Raw genomic sequence first — 15,646 nt, forward strand, 5'->3', positions numbered from 1 at the left:
GTGGGTTCTGAAGGAGTCGTGGTGTACGGGCCGAGCAGGCCCTACCACGGTGGTTCTGACGAAGGTGGGGTTCAGCCCTCGACCGTGATGCCCATGGAACGGGCGGTGCCGGCGATGATCTTCGACGCGGCGTCCAGGTCGTTGGCGTTCAGGTCGGGAAGCTTGGTCTGGGCGATCTCCCGGACCTGCTCCTGAGTGATCTTGGCGACCTTGGTCTTGTGCGGCTCGCCGGAGCCCTTCTCCACACCAGCGGCCTTGAGGATCATCTTCGCGGCCGGCGGGGTCTTGGTGACGAAGGTGAAGGAGCGGTCTTCGTAGACCGTGATCTCGACCGGGATGACCCAACCGCGCTGCGACTCGGTCGCGGCGTTGTAGGCCTTGCAGAACTCCATGATGTTGACGCCGTGCTGGCCGAGCGCGGGGCCGACCGGCGGAGCCGGGTTCGCCGCACCGGCGTTGATCTGGAGCTTGATGAGCCCCGTGACCTTCTTCTTCTTGGGAGGCATAGCTCTCCGGGTCCTTTCCATTCGGGTCCTGCCTGCGCAAGGGGACCACCCTGAACGCAGGCATACCGCACAACGATAACGGGTATAGATGCGCGGCCAAAAACCGAGCAGGTCAGGCGAGCGCCTGACCTGCTCGGAAGCGTGACGTCCAGAAGAGACTAGTTCTTCTGGATCTGGTCGAACGAAAGCTCCACCGGCGTCTCACGCCCGAAGATCTCCACCAGACCCTTGACCTTCTTGGAGTCGGGGTTGATCTCGTTGATGGTGGCCTGGAGCGTGGCGAACGGGCCGTCGGTCACGGTGACCGAGTCGCCGACCTCGAAGTCCAGCACCTGGACCTCGACCTTACGCTGCGGCATCGGCTTGCCCTCGGCCTCCGCGGCCTCCCGAGCGGCCTTCTCCTCGGCCTCGGGAGCGAGCATCTTGACGATCTCGTCCAGCGTCAGCGGGTACGGGTCGTAGGCGTTGCCGACGAAGCCGGTGACACCCGGGGTGTTGCGGACGACACCCCAGGACTCGTTGGTCAGGTCCATACGGACGAGCACATAACCGGGCAGCTTGTTCTGCTTGATGGTCTTGCGGTCGCCGTTCTTGATCTGGACGACCTCTTCCTGCGGCACCTCGGCCTGGAAGATGTAGTCCTCGACGTTCAGCGAGACGGCGCGCTGCTCCAGGTTGGTCTTCACGCGGTTCTCGTAGCCGGCGTAGGTGTGGATGACGTACCACTCACCCGGCAGCAGGCGCAGTTCCTCGCGGAGCGCCTGGACGGGGTCGACCGGCTCGGCGGGCTCTTCCTCGGCAGCCTCTTCGGCCTCTTCGACCGCTGCAGCGTCAGCCTCGTCGGCCTCTGCGGCGTCAGCCTCGTCGGCCTCTTCCGCGACAGCGTCCTCGTCCTCGACGTGGATCGCGGCCTTCTCGGCCGGCTCCCCAAGCTCGGCCTCGGCAGCCTCGAACTCGTCCTGCTCGTCTGCGCCCTCGACGATGTCGAGCTCGTCGTCGACCGTCTCGGCCGCCTGCCCGCGGGGCTCGGTGGCGTCGTCGTTCAGGTTCGGGTCAGACACGATGGCTGCTTCTTCCTGGATACATAGGGGTGGAACATGCGAAAACGGGCGCCGGTACCACGGCGCCCTTCGCTCTGTGCTCAGCCGAAGACGTACTTGGCAGCGTGGTTGAGTCCATAGTCAATCACGGTCACCAGAGCGATCATGATGGCGACGAAGAAGATCACCACGGTGGTGTACGACGTCAGCTGGTTACGAGTCGGCCAGACGACCTTGCGGAGCTCCGCGATGATCTGGCGGTAGAAGGTGGCAAGGCGCTTCAGCGGGCCCTTCTTGGCACGCTTACCACCCTTGCGGGCCTTCTTGGACTCCGACACCTCGTCCTGAGCATCAGGCGTATCGATGGAGCCCACGGCGTCCGTCATTCATCCTCACCTGATCCCGGGTCGTGGCCGTGCCGCGCCCGGTTCCTGAGCCGCACGGCGGTGCAATACTTGTACGTACATGCGCACACATCCTGGCGGTGTGTGTAGCAGGGCCGGAGGGACTTGAACCCCCAACCGCCGGTTTTGGAGACCGGTGCTCTACCAATTGAGCTACGACCCTTTGCTGTGTCCCCCAACGTACCGCATCCGGCCGAGTGCTCGGAGTGCACCGGCTCAGCCGCGCCTGCTGAAGGCCAACGAGGTGAGAGTGTACGTGGTCCGCGGCGCCGCGTCGAACAGAAAGCGGCAGTCCGGGGGGACCGTACGGAAGATCGTCCTGGCCGGGGGCCGGATCAGCACGCTTGTTCACGGTCCGGTCCGTGGTTGTTCAGTCTGTGAAACCGGCGTGCCACGCAGGTTTCCGGTCTGAAACGATGGACCCCATGAGCGCTGCAACCCCTCCCACCGAGCGCCGGGTCTCCGCCCGAGTCGGCGCGATCTCCGAGTCCGCCACCCTCGCCGTGGACGCCAAGGCCAAGGCCCTGAAGGCCGCCGGGCGCCCGGTGATCGGCTTCGGCGCCGGTGAGCCCGACTTCCCGACCCCGGACTACATCGTCGACGCCGCGATCGAGGCCTGCAAGAACCCTAAGTACCACCGCTACACGCCGGCCGGGGGTCTGCCCGAGCTGAAGGCCGCGATCGCCGCGAAGACGCTGCGCGACTCCGGCTACGAGGTGGACGCGAGCCAGGTCCTGGTCACCAACGGCGGCAAGCAGGCGATCTACGAGGCCTTTGCCGCGATCCTCGACCCGGGTGACGAGGTCATCGTCCCCGCCCCGTACTGGACGACGTACCCGGAGTCGATCCGTCTCGCCGGCGGTGTCCCGGTGCCGGTCGTCGCGGACGAGACGACCGGCTACCGCGTCTCCGTGGAGCAGCTGGAGGCGGCGCGCACGGAGAAGACGAAGGTCGTGCTCTTCGTCTCCCCGTCCAACCCGACCGGCGCCGTCTACAGCGAGGCCGAGACCGAGGCGATCGGCCGCTGGGCCGTCGAGCACGGCCTGTGGGTGCTGACCGACGAGATCTACGAGCACCTCGTCTACGGCGACGCGAGGTTCACCTCGCTGCCGGCGATCCTGCCCGAGCTGCGCGACAGGTGCATCGTCGTCAACGGTGTCGCGAAGACGTATGCGATGACGGGCTGGCGGGTCGGCTGGGTCATCGGTCCCAAGGACGTCGTCAAGGCGGCCACCAACCTCCAGTCGCATGCCACTTCGAACGTCTCCAACGTGGCGCAGGTCGCCGCCCTGGCCGCCGTCTCCGGTGACCTGGAGGCCGTGGCGAAGATGCGCGAGGCCTTCGACCGCCGTCGCAAGACCGTCGTGCGGATGCTCAACGAGATCGACGGCGTGGTCTGTCCGGAGCCCGAGGGCGCCTTCTACGCGTACCCGTCGGTCAAGGCGCTGCTCGGCAAGGAGATCCGCGGCAAGCGCCCGGTCTCCTCGGTGGAGCTGGCCGAGCTGATCCTGGAGGAGGCCGAGGTCGCGGTCGTACCCGGCGAGGCCTTCGGCACGCCCGGCTACCTGCGGCTGTCGTACGCGCTCGGTGACGAGGACCTCGCCGAGGGCGTGAGCCGGATGCAGAAGCTGCTGGCGGAGGCCAAGGACTGATCCTCCCCGTCCTCTTCTCGTGCACTCCACGCGCGCGTGCGGGCCGCCTCCCTCCGGGGAGGCGGCCCGTTTCCGTCGGCGCGTTCACATGTGCGAGCAAGGCCACTAACGGGGAATCGGCTACCGGTACGGCGGCTGCGTGCGGCAGGATCCTGGAATGGAGCACGTACGTGATGTCTCTGAGCTGCCAAAGGCTCATCTGCATCTGCACTTCACCGGTTCGATGCGGCCGGGAACCGTCCTGGAACTGGCGGACAAATACGGTGTACGCCTCCCCGAGGCGCTGACCGATGCCCTGACCAGCGGCGAACCACCGAAACTACGGGCCACCGACGAACGCGGCTGGTTCCGCTTCCAACGCCTGTACGACGCTGCGCGCTCCTGTCTGAGAGAGCCCGAGGACATCCGGCGACTGGTGCGGGAGGCCGCCGAGGAGGACGTCAGGGACGGCTCGGGCTGGCTGGAGATCCAGGTGGACCCGACGTCGTACGCGCCCATGCTCGGCGGGCTGATCCCGGCCCTTGAGATCATCCTGGACGCGGTGGAGACGACGTCCCGGGAGACGGGCCTCGGTATGCGCGTCCTGGTGGCCGCGAACCGTATGAAGCACCCTCTGGACGCGCGCACGCTCGCGCGGCTGGCCGTGCGGTACGCCGACCGGGGCGTGGTCGGCTTCGGGCTCTCGAACGACGAGCGGCGCGGCATGGCGCGGGACTTCGACCGGGCGTTCCACATCGCCCGCGAGGGCGGCCTGCTGGCGGCCCCACACGGCGGCGAGCTGACGGGACCCGCCTCGGTGCGGGACTGCCTGGACGACCTGCACGCCTCCCGGATCGGGCACGGCGTGCGGGCGGCGGAGGACCCGAGGCTGCTCAAGCGCCTGGCGGACCGGGGCATCACCTGCGAGGTGTGCCCGGCGTCCAACGTGGCCCTGGGCGTCTACGAGAAGCCCGAGGACGTCCCGCTGCGCACTCTCTTCGAGGCGGGCGTCCCGATGGCGCTGGGCGCCGACGACCCGCTCCTGTTCGGCTCCCGCCTGGCCGCCCAGTACGACATCGCGCGCGTGCACCACGGTTTCTCGGACGCCGAGCTGGCGGAGCTGGCCCGGCAGTCGGTACGGGGTTCGGCGGCGCCGGAGGACGTGAAGGCGCGGCTGCTGGCGGGCGTCGACGATTGGCTCACCACGCCGGTGTCGTGATCGGGGGCTTCGTCAAGGTCTTCGGAAGTGGCTGTACGGCGGGTAGGCCTTGAAGGAGACCAGTACCTCGACGGGGTGCCCGCCGCCGGGTGGCTGCCGCAGCCCCCACAGCCCGGACACCAGCGCCGCCTGCCCGTCGGCCACACCCTTCTGCCGCGGCCCCCAGCCGGCCGTGTAGGACAGGGACATGGCGGCCTCGGCGAAGACGTCGCGGCCGCCGAAGAGGAAGAAGGTGTTCGCGTGGAGGGTGTGCCGTAGCTCGTCCCGGCGGTCGGGGTACCGCTGCCGCGCGCGCCAGGTGGCGGCGTCCCGCGCGGTGCGCGCCTCGTCGGTGCGGACGGTGAGCGGGACGCCGCCCTGCCGAAGGCGCCGGCGCAGCTCGGGCCACTGCGATGCGCGCACGCCGAGCGAGCCGTGGGCCAGGACGAGATCGACGAGCGGCCCCTGCCCCTCGTCGGGCGGCACCCCGTCCCGCAGCGGCACATGGACGATCGTGTGCGGTGAGTGGGCGGCGAACGAGAACAGCCCGGCGAGCCGGTTGAGCCCGTCGTGGTCGCCCATGAGCGTGCCGACGGGCGCGGGCCGGCGCAGGGAGGTGTGGCGCAGGGGCTGCCGGGGCTGGACGACTCGGTACTCGTGCGGACCGGCGCGGGGCCGGAACTCGCGGAGTCTCAGCCGCATACGGAGTGCCTCATGGCATCAGGGTCGCGGGCGGCCGGGTTCCTCGGCAACGGAGATTCCGTCGAGCAGGGTGCGGACGAGCCGGGCGGCGAACGCGTCCACGGGCGGCCGCTGTCCGGTCGGGGTCGCCTCGAAGGCGAAGACGCGCTGGACGCAGGCGCCGAGCAGCAGGGAGGCGGCGGCGAAGGTGTCGGCGTCGGGACGGATCCGGCCGGCGGCCTGTTCGGCGCGCAGGTAGGCGTCGAGGGCCTCGATCGGCACATGCGGGCCGGCGCCGATCGTCCGCAACTGGTCGTCCAGCCGGCGTTTGAGCTGCTTCTCGGCGTAGAGGGAGGCGGCGATCGGGAAGCTCTCCTCATAGAAGAGGGCGGCCTGGCGTGCGATCCGGGTGAGGTTGTCCTGCAGCGAGCCCCTGCCGGGTTCGTGGGAGAGCTCGCCGAGCAGCGGGATCAGCCGGGGCAGTCGCTCCGACAGGACGTGCACGAACAGCTCTTCCTTGCTGGAGAAGTACTTGTAGAGCGCCGCCTCGGAGCAGCCGGCCGCCCTGGCGATCTCCTTGGTGGTGGCGCGGGCGAGCCCGGCGGTGCGCATCAGCTCGTGAGCGGCGTCGAGGATGCGGACGCGGGCCGGTTTCTGCTGCATGACGCCCAAGGATCACATGCCCTTTCCTGCGGGTGCGACGGATGTCCCGAAGAGCCTTGACGGGTAGGTGAGTGCTTACCCACTCTAGATACAGGCAGAGGTGAGTGAATACTCACCCACCACTGACGCACCAACACGCACGACCACACGGGAGCAGTTATGAACCTCACTGTCTTCGGCGCGACCGGCGGGATCGGCCGGGAGATCGTCAGCCAGGCGCTGGCATCCGGTCACCGGGTCACGGCGGTCGTCCGCGACCCCGCCAGGCTGGACGTGACCGGCCCCGGCCTTGAGGTGGTCCGCGCGGACCTCACCGACCCCGAGGCGGTCCGTCCCGCGGTCGCCGGCCGGGACGCGGTCCTCTCCGGTCTGGGCCCGCGCGGCCGGGGAGACACCGGGGTCGCCGCCCGCCTGACCCGTACGGTCCTGGCCGCGATGCAGGCCGAGGGGGTACGGCGCGTCGTCGTGGTCAGCGCGGCCCCGGTGGGCCCGGAACCGGACGACGGCCTCCTGGACCGCACCGCGCGCGACCTGATCGGCAGGGTCCTCAAGCCGGTCTACGACGACCTGCGCGAGATGGAGGCCGAGCTGTCGCACAGCGGCACCGACTGGACGTCGGTCCGCCCGCCCCGCCTCCAGGACAAGCCCCTCACCGGCACCTACCGCACGGTGATCGGTGGCTTTCCCACAAAGGGACGCTTCATCGCACGGGCGGACGTGGCCCACGCGATGCTGTCGATGATCGAGGACGCGGGAACGGTGAAGCAGGGGGTAGGAGTGGCCTACTGAAGCGGCGGCAAGGGCCGGAGGCTGTGCCACATACGGCCGCCGCACCTCTCGATACGGCCGCCGCACCTCTCGATACGGCCGCCGCATCTCGATACGGCCGCCGGGCCGCTCAGTACGACCGCTACAAGCTCGCGCCCACGGTCACCGGCTCATTGACGAGAGTCACACCGAACGCCTCGCGAACCCCCGCGACGACCTCACGCGCAAGTTCCAGCAGATCCTCGGTCGTGGCCCCGCCCCGGTTGGTCAGCGCCAGCGTGTGCTTGGTGGAGATCCGGGCGGGCCCGCTGCCGTACCCCTTGCCGAACCCGGCCTTGTCGATCAGCCAGGCCGCCGAGGTCTTGGTACGCCCCTCCCCCGCCGGGTAGGCGGGCGGCTCGGCCGCGTCCCCGAGCCGCTCACGCACGCGCGCGTGGAAGTCCGCGAACTGCTCGTCGGTGAGGATCGGGTTGGTGAAGAAGGATCCCGCCGACCAGGTGTCGTGGTCCTCGGGGTCGAGGACCATCCCCTTCCCGGCGCGCAGTTTGAGCACGGCCTCGCGTGCGTCGGCGAGCGGCGCCCGGTGCCCCGGTTCCACTCCGAGCGCCCGCGCGGCCTCGGCGTACCGCACCGGCGACGACAGCCCGTCCGCGTCCTCCAGCTCGAAGCGCACGCGCAGGACGACATACCGCTCGGGGTCGGCCTTGAACCGGCTGTGCCGGTAGGAGAACGCGCACTCCTCGTTGGTCAGCGTCACCGTCTCGCCGGCCCGCCGGTCGTAGGCGATGACCTCGGTGATGGTCGAGGAGACCTCCTGGCCGTACGCCCCCACGTTCTGGATGGGCGTGGCGCCCGCGGACCCCGGGATCCCGGCGAGGCACTCGATGCCCGCGAGGCCTGCCTCGACGGTGCGGGCGACCGCGTCGGTCCACACTTCACCGGCCGCCAGCTCCAGCGTCGTACCGCGCGCTTCGAAGCCGGTGGTGGCGATGCGGAGGGCGGTGCCGTCGAAGCCCTTGTCGCTGATGACCAGGTTCGAGCCGCCGCCGATGACCAGCAGCGGGGTCCCGGTGTCGTCGGCCTCACGGACGGCGGCGATCACCTCGGCGTCGGTGGTCGCGGTGAGCAGCCGGGTGGCGGGGCCGCCGAGCCGGAAGGTGGTGAGGGGGGCGAGGGGCGCGTCGTGGAGTTCCTGCACGCGCCCAAGACTACGAGACGCCGCCGACAGTCCACCTGTCACGAGCCGTACGCGCGCGTGGGGCCCCATCCACCTGAAACGGGGCCCCACGCGCGCGTGCCGTCAGCTGCCGACGGTCTCCAGAGCCGGGGCGGGCTCTCCCTCGGTCACCCTCCGTGCGGCGCGCTGCCGGCCGGGGATGAACAGGGCGGCGATCCCGGCGAGGGCGACCACGGCCGAGCCGGTGACCAGGGCGGGCCGCAGCCCGTCGACGAAGCTCTGGGCGCTCTCGTAGCCACCCTGGGCGGCGAAGATGGACGACATGACGGCGATGCCGAGCGCGCCGCCGACCTCACGCAGCGCGTTGTTGGCGCCTGAGGCGATGCCCTGTTCCTGTGGCCGTACGGCGGACATCACGAGGTTGGCGGCCGGGGCGAAGTACAGCGCCATGCCGATGCCGCTGATGATCAGACCGGGCAGCTGGACACCGTAGGAGGCGTGTGCGGTGACCACGGAGGCCATGTAGCCGAGCCCGGTGGCCTGGAGGAAGAGTCCGGCGGCGGCGACCGGGCGGCCGCCTATCCGGTCGGAGAGGATCCCGGCGATCGGTGCGACGAGCATCGGCATGCCGGTCCAGGGCAGCATCCTGAGGCCCGCCTCGGTGGGCGAGTAGCCGAGGACGCCCTGCATGTACTGGCTGAGCAGGAAGATCGAGCCGAACATCCCGAGGAACATCAGCAGGCTGGCCGCGTTGATTCCGGAGAAGGCGCGGGAGCGGAAGAGCCGCATCGGCAGCATGGGGTTCCTGGCGCGGCTGCCGTGGATGACGAACCCCACGAGCAGGGCGCCGCCCGCGAACAGCCCGGTGAGCACGAGGGAGCTGGACCAGCCGTCGGCGGGGCCGCGCACCAGGCCGTAGACGATCCCGAAGAGACCACCGCTGGCGAGCAGGGTGCCGGGGATGTCGAGCGGTGCGCCGGTGCCGTGGGACTCGGCGAGACGGAGACGGGCGAGCGGCAGCAGGGCGAGGCCGAGCGGGACGTTCAGCCAGAAGATCCAATGCCAGGACACGTGTTCGGTGAGGCTGCCGCCGATGAGCGGCCCGGAGGCGACCGCGAGCCCGTTGACGGCGCCCCAGATGCCGTACGCCATCCCGCGCCTGGCCTCGGGCACGGCCGCCGTCAGCAGGGTGAGCGTCAGCGGCATCATCACGGCCGCGCCGACACCCTGCACCGCGCGGGCGGCGATCAGGGAGTCGATGCCGGGTGCCATGGCCGCGGCCGCCGAGGCGGCGGTGAAGACGGTGATTCCGGCGAGGAACAGCCTGCGGCGGCCGAAGCGGTCGCCGAGGGCCGCGCCGAACATCAGCAGGACGGCGAAGGTAAGCGTGTACGCGCTCACGGTCCATTCGAGGTCGTCCAGTGCCCCGCCGAGGTCCTTGCGGATGGAAGGCAGCGCGGTGGTGACGACGAGGTTGTCGAGGGCCGCCATGAATCCGGCGACGCTGGTGATGACGAGCGCCCATACGGCGCCCCCAAGGCGTGGGGTCTGTTCTGCGGTCTGTTCTGCGGTCTGTTGTGACATCGCTCCCCCAGAGCGTGCTTGCGTGCTTCAAGAGTTGATTAGTTATGAGTCACTAACTTTCGCGCCCGTGAAAGGGCCGGGGCGAGGCCGGCGGACCGCCTCTCCCCCTGTCACGCTGTGCGCTACTTCTCCAGCCGCTCCGGGCCCGCGGCAACCGCGTACACGCCCTGCCAGACCCGGTGCTCGGGCGGGAACCCCATGGCCGCATAGGTGTTGATGAGCATCCCCTTGGCCAGGAAGGCCGTGGTGACCTCGACGTCGGCGCCGGAGAGCAGATGCACGGTGTCCCAGAGCCGCAACCAGCCGGCCCGCACGAGCTCACCGAATTCCCGTTCCCCTTCCGCGTCAGCGGCGGCCACGGTGATGTACGTCTGCATCTGCATCTGGAGCCGCTCCGGCTGCTCCTGGATCAACTGCACATACGCCGCACCCATGGCGCGCAGCGCTTCCGCCCCCTCCAACCCCTCGGCCGCCTTCTCGAAGACCTCGCGCATCTCGTCGATGCAGCGCTGCGAGGCGGCGGCGAACATCGCCTTCTTGCCCGGGAAGAGCCGGAAGAGATACGGCTGCGAAACCCCGACCCGCTTGGCGATCGCCTCGGTGGAGGTGCCGTAGTAGCCCCTCTCCGAGAACTCGGCGATCGCCGCGCGAATCACACTTTCGCGCCGCTCCTCAGCACTCATCCTGACCATGCGACGAAGTTAGTACTCAATCACTAACAACGTCAAGGGGCGGCCTGGGGAGCGGTTTCCGGGGCCGGGGCGCCCGTTGTCTCTGCCTGTGGCCCGCCGTGCTCAGGCTTGCCACCAGGTCTTACCCGGGCCTTGGAACGGCCTTGGAACAGCCACCGGGAATGGCCTGCCGCGGCGGACTGCCGGAACCGACCACGGACTGACCGCGACGGACCACGGGCTGACGCCGACAGACAGGGGCTGACCGCGACGGACCGCGCCTGACCGCGATGGCTGGCGCGGCCCACAACGGACCTCGCCGGACCTTCACAGGCCGCGCCGGATCGCGCCGGACCTTCTCGGACTGCGCCGGACCGCGCCGGAACCGCCGGGAACGGCCTCTCGGCTGTGGCCGTTTCACAGGCTGGGGGCCATGACACGTAAGGGGCGCCCCGCAATGGAGAGCGCCCCTTACCTCAACCACGCGCGGGCCCCTTGGGCGCCGACCAGGTTCGGCACGCAGCTCGGCCCGGCTCGGCCCAGCTTCGGCCCGGAAGGGCTCAGCTCAGCCGTACGATCGCCCGCGACATGCCCAGCACCTTCTGCCCGGCGCTCGTCGCCGTGAGATCGACGCGCACCGTGTTGTCGTCGAGCTTGGCCGCGACCTTGCCGCTGACCTCGATCAGGGCGCCCTGGGCGTCGTTCGGGACGACGACGGGCCGGGTGAAGCGGACGCCGTACTCGGCGACCGCGCCCGGGTCACCGGTCCAGTCGGTGACCACGCGGATCGCCTCGGCCATGGTGAACATGCCGTGCGCGATGACGTCCGGCAGGCCCACCTCCTTGGCGAACTTCTCGTTCCAGTGGATGGGGTTGAAGTCCCCGGAGGCGCCCGCGTACCGCACCAGCGTGGCGCGGGTCACGGGGAAGGTCTGGGCGGGCAGTTCGGTGCCGACCTCGACGTCCTCGTACGCGATCTTCGATGTCATCGGATTACTCACGCCTCCCCGCCTTCGGCGTCCGCCGCGCGGGCCACCAGCTTGGTCAGGGCGGACACCACCAGCTCGCCCGCCTCGTCGCGGACGTCGCCGCGGATGTCGATGACGTCGTTGCCCGCGAGGGACTTGATGGACTCGATCGTCGAGACGACGGTCAGCCGGTCGCCGGCACGCACCGGACGCCGGTAGGCGAACTTCTGGTCGCCGTGCACCACCCGGCTGTAGTCCAGGCCCAGCTGCGGGTCCTCGACGACCTGCCCGGCCGCCCGGAAAGTGATCGAGAAGACAAAGGTCGGCGGGGCGATCACATCGGAGTAGCCGAGCGCCTTGGCGGCCTCCGGGTCCGAGTACACGGGGTTGGTGTCGCCGACCGCCTCGGCGAACTCACGGATCTTCTCCCGGCCCACCTCGTAGGGCTCGGTGGGTGGGTAGGTCCGTCCCACGAAGGACTGATCGAGCGCCATTGGCCCGGCACCTCCTGATGTCTGCTGTGATGCCCCACAAACTAGCGGGAAAGCCATCTGCCAAAACGCCGTGAGGCCGCCCCCGAGTCGGGGGCGGCCTCACGAACGAGCCTGTTGTTATCGCGTTTCGCGGTGCGCAGTGTGCGCGTTGCAACGCGGGCAGTGCTTCTTCATCTCAAGACGGTCCGGGTTGTTACGCCGGTTCTTCTTGGTGATGTAGTTCCGCTCCTTGCACTCCACGCAGGCCAGCGTGATCTTCGGGCGGACGTCGGTGGCAGCCACGTGAGTGCTCCTAAGACGAACGGATGGACTGTTTCAACGCAAGCAAGAGTAGCCGATCGAAGGACCGACCCCGCAATCGGCTACTGTCAGTAGCGGTGACCGGACTTGAACCGGTGACACAGCGATTATGAGCCGCTTGCTCTACCGACTGAGCTACACCGCTTTGATGAGATCGGCCCCGCCTCGCGACGGGACCTCTCACACCAGAGCCCCAATACGGAATCGAACCGTAGACCTTCTCCTTACCATGGAGACGCTCTGCCGACTGAGCTATTGGGGCGAGCGATGAAGACATTACACGCTCGGCCGCCGTTCACCCAAATCCGTTTCCCGCCGCTCCAGCGGGCCCCTTCCGCCCGGCTCACGGCAGCCGCCCAGGCCCCTTCCGGCGCTCACCACGCGCGCGTACCGAGCCCTTCCCGACCGGTCCGACGACGCCGGTACGACTATTGCGCTCCTCCCCGCTCCGCGCGGCTCGCCACCCTAGGCTCGACTCACTCTGCGTGATCTTGAGTCCCCCGCCTGGACCGACCTTCCTGGAGCGCGATGCCCGACAGCCAGCCGCAGCCGCCCTCGTCGTCGTCCAACTCCCCCGGTTCCTCGGGACAGTCCGAGCCGGCCGGGCTCCTGCTGTGCGGGGCACGGCTCACCGACGGCCGGACCGTGGACGTACGGCTGGGCGGCGGACGCATCGAGGCGGTCGGTACGGCCGGCAGTCTGGCGCCGGGTCCGGCCCGCGCGGGTGGCGCGCGCGTGGATCTGAGCGGCTATCTCCTCCTCCCGGCCCCGGCCGAACCGCACGCCCACGGCGACACCGCGCTCTCCGCCGATCGCGGCGGCCCCGTCTCGTACGACCCCGAGGACGTCCAGCGCCGCGCCACCGAGGCGGCCCTGCTGCAGCTCGGCCACGGCGCGACGGCGGTACGCGCGCACGTGCGCGTGGGCGACGTCCAGGGTCTGGCCGCCCTCTCCGCCGTTCTCCAGGCGCGCCGCTCGCTGCGCGGGTTCGCGGAGCTGACGGCGGTCGCGATGCCGCGCGTGCTGACCGGCGTCGCCGGCACCGAGGGGCTGGCGATACTGCGGGACGCCGCGAAGATGGGCGCGTCCGTGCTGGGCGGCTGTCCCGACCTGGACCCCGATCCCACGGGCTACGCGGAGGCCGTGCTCGAGGTCGCTTCCGAGCACGGCTGCCCGGTCGATCTGCACACGGACGCCGTCGACCCGGCCCGGCTGGCGAGGCTCGCGGCGATGGCGGGCGGCATGCGCCCCGGCGTGACGCTCGGACCATGCGCCGGGCTCGCGCGCCTGCCCGCCGAGGCGGCCGCCCGGGTCGCGGACCAGCTCGCCGCGGCCGGCGTCACGGTGGTGTGCCTGCCCCAGGGCAGCTGCGGCTCCGTCGACCGCCGCGGTACGGCTCCGGTACGGCTGCTGCGCGCGGCCGGGGTGCGGGTCGCCGCCGGCAGCGGCGCCCTGCGCGACCTGTCGAACCCCGTCGGCCGCGGCGACCCCCTGGAAGCGGCCTACCTCCTGGCCTCCCGCCACGGCTTGCGCCCCGAGGACGCCTACGACACCGTGAGCGCCTCCTCCCGGGCCGCCCTCGGTCTTCCGGAGGTCCGCGTCGAGGCCGGCTTCCCCGCCGAACTCCTCGCCGTACGCGGCGACCACCTGGCCGGTGCCCTCTCCCTCGCCTACAGCCGGATCGTGGTGCACCGGGGACGCGTGGTGGCACGCACCAGCGCGGTCCGCGAGTACTGCAACTCGGCGGCGACAGCGGAGCTCGGGCTGCCTCGACAGGGGCGGGGGGAGGTGTCCTGAGAAGGGGCGCGTCGGGCGGAGGTCCCTGGCGCCTGGAAGGGAAGCGGGAGCGGCGCTGGGGCGGCGTGCCGGGCTTGCGATGGTGGCAGGGCGCGGGGGCGCTCGGCGCGGAGGCGCACGCGGCCGGTGGATGGGCCCGGCCGGCGGCTGGGCGCGCGGCAGAGGGTGCGGGCAGGCTTGCGGACGCTGGGGCTCGCGTGGGCGACCGGGCACGCGTCGGGAGCGTGGGCGCCGGTGTGCGGGTGAGTGTGCGGGAGCGCGCGGCGCGGAGGCGCGCTCCCGCAGGGAAGGCGCGAACCCGGCGGGGCGCTTCACGGGACCAACGCGAACGCGTGGGGCGCATGAAGTCGTGCGGCGGACGCGGGGCTTCGGGCGTACGGTCGAAAACATGCGCATTGTCATCGCTGGTGGTCATGGTCAGATCGCGCTGCGGTTGGAGCGGCTGCTCTCCGCGCGTGGGGACGAGGTCGCGGGAATCATCCGGAGAGCCGAGCAGAGCGACGATCTGCGGGCGGCCGGCGCCGAACCGGTGCTGCTCGACCTGGAGTCGGCGTCGGTCGAGGAGGTCGCGGCGCACCTGCGGGGAGCGGACGCCGCCGTGTTCGCGGCGGGCGCGGGCCCGGGCAGCGGCACGGCCCGTAAGGAGACCGTGGACAAGGGCGCGGCGGTGCTGTTCGCGGACGCGGCCGTGCGCGCGGGTGTGCGCCGTTTCTTGATCGTCTCCGCGATGGGCGCGGATCCGGCGCACCAGGGCGACGAGGTCTTCGACGTGTATCTGCGGGCCAAGGGAGAGGCCGACGCGTACGTCACCCGGCAGAGCGCCCTGGACTGGACGATCCTGCGCCCTGGCTCACTGACGGACGAGCCGGGCACGGGCCTCGTGCGTCTGGAGGCGCACACGGGCCGGGGCAAGGTCCCTCGCGACGACGTGGCCGCCGTACTCGCGGAGTTGGTGGACACGCCGGCGACGGCCGGTCTGACCCTGGAGCTGATCAGCGGTTCGACGCCACTCACCGTGGCCGTGAAGTCGGTGGCGGGGAACTGAACTCGCCGTCCGGCCGTTGGGACTTGTGACGGCGGCCGGGCGCAGTTCTCAGAACAGCGGCAGTTGTCCGGGAAAGTCCGGCACGGCGTAACCGTCCAACGACGCCTGCACAGCCTCGAGTTGGGCCTGCCGCCGCGAGCCGGAGCAGGAGACCAGGTCGCCGGTCTCCCGCGCCCCGGGCGGGTCGTGCCGCGCGAAGCGTCCCGCGACGACGGCGATTTCACGGCGGCACACCGGACAGGTTCTACGTCGGGAGGACATGTGTTCAGTGTGCCCCTGGGCGTGGCGCACCTACCGGGGGCCGCGGGAGCCCGGGGACGGCTGATCCGGGCGTCCCCGGTGTCGGTGGATCACCGATTGGATCACTTCGGGTCACTGGGTCGAACCACGGGTCGACCGGGCGGCAGATTTCAGTCCGCCCCGGTGACAAGCCCTCAAAAGCGGACACGCCGACGCCGGTATGGATCACCTCACGTCACGCCTCCACTCGACGCACCCATGGCACAACGAAGAGACCCCCTCCGATCTGTGTTTCCACAGTCCAGAGGGGGTCTTCCCCAAAGTGGCGGCGCCAGGATTCGAACCTGGGAAGGCTGAGCCGGCAGATTTACAGTCTGCTCCCTTTGGCCGCTCGGGCACACCGCCGGGGTCTGCCACCAAGTCGAACCGCTATTCGGCGGTGCTCCCTGGCAACGACGTAAACAATACCCGATCCCGAG

The 15,646-nt window shown here is 70.3% G+C and carries 17 protein-coding genes and 4 tRNA genes; 5 read left to right on the plus strand and 16 right to left on the minus strand.

The window, feature by feature from the left end; genetic code table 11:
• Nucleotides 1–71: 71 nt before the first annotated feature.
• The 4 genes from rplK to ACZ7OO_RS03505 form a co-directional block, all read right to left on the minus strand.
• Nucleotides 72–506 carry a 50S ribosomal protein L11 gene (gene rplK / locus ACZ7OO_RS03490; protein ID WP_132857189.1) on the minus strand — a complete coding sequence of 145 codons (435 nt, stop codon included), beginning with the start codon at nt 504–506 and terminating at the stop codon, nt 72–74.
• 158 nt (nt 507–664) lie between these two features.
• Nucleotides 665–1,567: a transcription termination/antitermination protein NusG gene (nusG, locus tag ACZ7OO_RS03495; protein WP_471501000.1), complete on the minus strand. Its 903-nt coding sequence runs from the start codon at nt 1,565–1,567 to the stop codon at nt 665–667.
• Between the two features lie 80 nt (nt 1,568–1,647).
• Nucleotides 1,648–1,932 carry a preprotein translocase subunit SecE gene (secE, locus tag ACZ7OO_RS03500; protein ID WP_069779231.1) on the minus strand — a complete coding sequence of 95 codons (285 nt, stop codon included), beginning with the start codon at nt 1,930–1,932 and terminating at the stop codon, nt 1,648–1,650.
• A 108-nt stretch (nt 1,933–2,040) separates the two neighbouring features.
• Nucleotides 2,041–2,113, minus strand: a tRNA-Trp gene (locus ACZ7OO_RS03505).
• Between the two features lie 262 nt (nt 2,114–2,375).
• Between ACZ7OO_RS03505 and ACZ7OO_RS03510 the strand changes: the two genes are divergently transcribed.
• Both ACZ7OO_RS03510 and ACZ7OO_RS03515 read left to right on the plus strand, forming a co-directional pair.
• Nucleotides 2,376–3,602 carry a pyridoxal phosphate-dependent aminotransferase gene (locus ACZ7OO_RS03510; RefSeq protein ID WP_471501002.1) on the plus strand — a complete coding sequence of 409 codons (1,227 nt, stop codon included), beginning with the start codon at nt 2,376–2,378 and terminating at the stop codon, nt 3,600–3,602.
• A 157-nt stretch (nt 3,603–3,759) separates the two neighbouring features.
• Nucleotides 3,760–4,800, plus strand: coding sequence for an adenosine deaminase (locus ACZ7OO_RS03515; protein WP_471501004.1), 1,041 nt, complete (start codon nt 3,760–3,762; stop codon nt 4,798–4,800).
• A 12-nt stretch (nt 4,801–4,812) separates the two neighbouring features.
• Here the strand turns inward: ACZ7OO_RS03515 and ACZ7OO_RS03520 are convergent, their stop codons facing one another.
• Complete coding sequence (locus ACZ7OO_RS03520; protein WP_471501006.1) at nt 4,813–5,481, minus strand: hypothetical protein; 669 nt, start codon at nt 5,479–5,481, stop codon at nt 4,813–4,815.
• A gap of 18 nt (nt 5,482–5,499) precedes the next feature.
• On the minus strand, nt 5,500–6,123 hold the full coding sequence (locus ACZ7OO_RS03525; RefSeq protein ID WP_471501008.1) for a TetR/AcrR family transcriptional regulator: 624 nt from the start codon (nt 6,121–6,123) through the stop codon (nt 5,500–5,502).
• 159 nt (nt 6,124–6,282) lie between these two features.
• On the opposite strand from ACZ7OO_RS03525, the gene ACZ7OO_RS03530 reads away from it, so the two are divergent.
• Nucleotides 6,283–6,912 carry an NAD(P)-dependent oxidoreductase gene (locus ACZ7OO_RS03530; protein WP_471501010.1) on the plus strand — a complete coding sequence of 210 codons (630 nt, stop codon included), beginning with the start codon at nt 6,283–6,285 and terminating at the stop codon, nt 6,910–6,912.
• A gap of 121 nt (nt 6,913–7,033) precedes the next feature.
• Here ACZ7OO_RS03530 and ACZ7OO_RS03535 read toward each other — a convergent pair whose 3' ends face one another.
• The 8 genes from ACZ7OO_RS03535 to ACZ7OO_RS03570 all read right to left on the minus strand — a co-directional run bounded on the left by ACZ7OO_RS03535 (nt 7,034) and on the right by ACZ7OO_RS03570 (nt 12,347).
• Nucleotides 7,034–8,089: a UDP-N-acetylmuramate dehydrogenase gene (locus ACZ7OO_RS03535; protein ID WP_471501012.1), complete on the minus strand. Its 1,056-nt coding sequence runs from the start codon at nt 8,087–8,089 to the stop codon at nt 7,034–7,036.
• 102 nt (nt 8,090–8,191) lie between these two features.
• Entirely contained in the window at nt 8,192–9,652 is a 1,461-nt protein-coding gene (locus ACZ7OO_RS03540; RefSeq protein WP_471501014.1) for an MFS transporter, read from the minus strand.
• Nucleotides 9,653–9,774: 122 nt separating this feature from the next.
• The gene (locus ACZ7OO_RS03545) at nt 9,775–10,344 is read right to left on the minus strand and encodes a TetR/AcrR family transcriptional regulator (RefSeq protein ID WP_471501016.1); all 570 of its coding nucleotides are present in this window, start codon (nt 10,342–10,344) and stop codon (nt 9,775–9,777) included.
• Nucleotides 10,345–10,883: 539 nt separating this feature from the next.
• Nucleotides 10,884–11,312: a MaoC family dehydratase gene (locus tag ACZ7OO_RS03550; protein ID WP_471501018.1), complete on the minus strand. Its 429-nt coding sequence runs from the start codon at nt 11,310–11,312 to the stop codon at nt 10,884–10,886.
• An 8-nt stretch (nt 11,313–11,320) separates the two neighbouring features.
• Nucleotides 11,321–11,785: an FAS1-like dehydratase domain-containing protein gene (locus tag ACZ7OO_RS03555; RefSeq protein ID WP_471501020.1), complete on the minus strand. Its 465-nt coding sequence runs from the start codon at nt 11,783–11,785 to the stop codon at nt 11,321–11,323.
• Nucleotides 11,786–11,902: 117 nt separating this feature from the next.
• The gene (rpmG, locus tag ACZ7OO_RS03560) at nt 11,903–12,067 is read right to left on the minus strand and encodes a 50S ribosomal protein L33 (protein ID WP_003948671.1); all 165 of its coding nucleotides are present in this window, start codon (nt 12,065–12,067) and stop codon (nt 11,903–11,905) included.
• Between the two features lie 90 nt (nt 12,068–12,157).
• Nucleotides 12,158–12,230 (minus strand) — tRNA-Met (locus tag ACZ7OO_RS03565).
• 44 nt (nt 12,231–12,274) lie between these two features.
• Nucleotides 12,275–12,347, minus strand: a tRNA-Thr gene (locus ACZ7OO_RS03570).
• Nucleotides 12,348–12,613: 266 nt separating this feature from the next.
• Between ACZ7OO_RS03570 and ACZ7OO_RS03575 the strand changes: the two genes are divergently transcribed.
• Both ACZ7OO_RS03575 and ACZ7OO_RS03580 read left to right on the plus strand, forming a co-directional pair.
• Nucleotides 12,614–13,882 (plus strand): amidohydrolase family protein, encoded by a 1,269-nt coding sequence (locus ACZ7OO_RS03575; RefSeq protein ID WP_471501022.1) that lies wholly within the window; start codon nt 12,614–12,616, stop codon nt 13,880–13,882.
• Between the two features lie 388 nt (nt 13,883–14,270).
• The gene (locus ACZ7OO_RS03580; RefSeq protein ID WP_471501024.1) at nt 14,271–14,927 is read left to right on the plus strand and encodes an SDR family oxidoreductase; all 657 of its coding nucleotides are present in this window, start codon (nt 14,271–14,273) and stop codon (nt 14,925–14,927) included.
• Nucleotides 14,928–14,975: 48 nt separating this feature from the next.
• Here ACZ7OO_RS03580 and ACZ7OO_RS03585 read toward each other — a convergent pair whose 3' ends face one another.
• Complete coding sequence (locus ACZ7OO_RS03585; protein WP_471501026.1) at nt 14,976–15,188, minus strand: hypothetical protein; 213 nt, start codon at nt 15,186–15,188, stop codon at nt 14,976–14,978.
• A gap of 302 nt (nt 15,189–15,490) precedes the next feature.
• Nucleotides 15,491–15,572 (minus strand) — tRNA-Tyr (locus ACZ7OO_RS03590).
• Between the last annotated feature and the right edge of the window lie 74 nt (nt 15,573–15,646).

It is taken from the genome of Streptomyces sp. NPDC111744, assembly GCF_055634995.1.

Bases quoted from the DNA above. Each gene is read 5' to 3' on its own strand.
- ACZ7OO_RS03575 (WP_471501022.1), top strand. From the start codon at position 12,614: ATGCCCGACAGCCAGCCGCAGCCGCCCTCGTCGTCGTCCAACTCCCCC.
- ACZ7OO_RS03525 (WP_471501008.1), bottom strand. From the start codon at position 6,123: ATGCAGCAGAAACCGGCCCGCGTCCGCATCCTCGACGCCGCTCACGAG.
- ACZ7OO_RS03540 (WP_471501014.1), bottom strand. From the start codon at position 9,652: ATGTCACAACAGACCGCAGAACAGACCGCAGAACAGACCCCACGCCTT.
- ACZ7OO_RS03510 (WP_471501002.1), top strand. From the start codon at position 2,376: ATGAGCGCTGCAACCCCTCCCACCGAGCGCCGGGTCTCCGCCCGAGTC.
- secE (WP_069779231.1), bottom strand. From the start codon at position 1,932: ATGACGGACGCCGTGGGCTCCATCGATACGCCTGATGCTCAGGACGAG.
- ACZ7OO_RS03545 (WP_471501016.1), bottom strand. From the start codon at position 10,344: ATGGTCAGGATGAGTGCTGAGGAGCGGCGCGAAAGTGTGATTCGCGCG.
- ACZ7OO_RS03520 (WP_471501006.1), bottom strand. From the start codon at position 5,481: ATGCGGCTGAGACTCCGCGAGTTCCGGCCCCGCGCCGGTCCGCACGAG.
- rplK (WP_132857189.1), bottom strand. From the start codon at position 506: ATGCCTCCCAAGAAGAAGAAGGTCACGGGGCTCATCAAGCTCCAGATC.
- ACZ7OO_RS03580 (WP_471501024.1), top strand. From the start codon at position 14,271: ATGCGCATTGTCATCGCTGGTGGTCATGGTCAGATCGCGCTGCGGTTG.
- ACZ7OO_RS03530 (WP_471501010.1), top strand. From the start codon at position 6,283: ATGAACCTCACTGTCTTCGGCGCGACCGGCGGGATCGGCCGGGAGATC.
- ACZ7OO_RS03555 (WP_471501020.1), bottom strand. From the start codon at position 11,785: ATGGCGCTCGATCAGTCCTTCGTGGGACGGACCTACCCACCCACCGAG.
- ACZ7OO_RS03515 (WP_471501004.1), top strand. From the start codon at position 3,760: ATGGAGCACGTACGTGATGTCTCTGAGCTGCCAAAGGCTCATCTGCAT.
- ACZ7OO_RS03585 (WP_471501026.1), bottom strand. From the start codon at position 15,188: ATGTCCTCCCGACGTAGAACCTGTCCGGTGTGCCGCCGTGAAATCGCC.
- ACZ7OO_RS03550 (WP_471501018.1), bottom strand. From the start codon at position 11,312: ATGACATCGAAGATCGCGTACGAGGACGTCGAGGTCGGCACCGAACTG.